This window comes from Gluconobacter sp. Gdi (assembly GCF_014132155.1).
GTDB lineage: Bacteria > Pseudomonadota > Alphaproteobacteria > Acetobacterales > Acetobacteraceae > Gluconobacter.
Genome location: NZ_BLJQ01000068.1, coordinates 1 through 474, shown reverse-complemented (window position 1 = coordinate 474; position 474 = coordinate 1). Strand labels below are relative to the sequence as shown.

General features: G+C 63.7%; 1 protein-coding gene. It reads right to left on the bottom strand.

Annotated elements, in window-relative coordinates; genetic code table 11:
• Window positions 1-333: hypothetical protein (locus tag JN414_RS16505; RefSeq protein ID WP_202208885.1), on the bottom strand; the 333-nt coding region annotated here is incomplete at its 3' end.
• Between the last annotated feature and the right edge of the window lie 141 nt (window positions 334-474).

Below are 474 nucleotides of genomic sequence, written 5' to 3'. Positions count from 1 at the left end.
CGCATAGGGGAAATTCACCAGCGGCGTGGGTGCAGTTGCAAACGCTGTGACGATGGCTGTATCGGCCGGCGTCTTCCCGTCTGCCTGCGCGCCGAAATCCCGAACGCTCGGCTGTTCGCCCAGGCGTTGCGCCAGGCTGACAGCGCTGCCGGTCGGGGCAAGCTGGATGGTCGTCTGCGACAGGTTCGTGTCAGCCTTGCCCTTCTGGAGCGTAATCAGCGCCTCGGCTGGAAGCGTATGACCAGCCCGGAACGGCACGATGACCGACTGCCCCCGGGCCGTCCCGCAGACCAGCACGGCCGCCGAGGCAAGCAGAAGCGAAAAACGTGTCATGCCAGTTGATCCTGATCGAGAATGAAGGAACCCAGGACCGCTGCCAGTTCCTCCGTGATCGTGAGGATCTGCAGCGTCATGGTGCTGTCGCCAGCGCGAAGATGTTCAGCCATGACAATCCCGAGGACCGCCTGGCGAAGC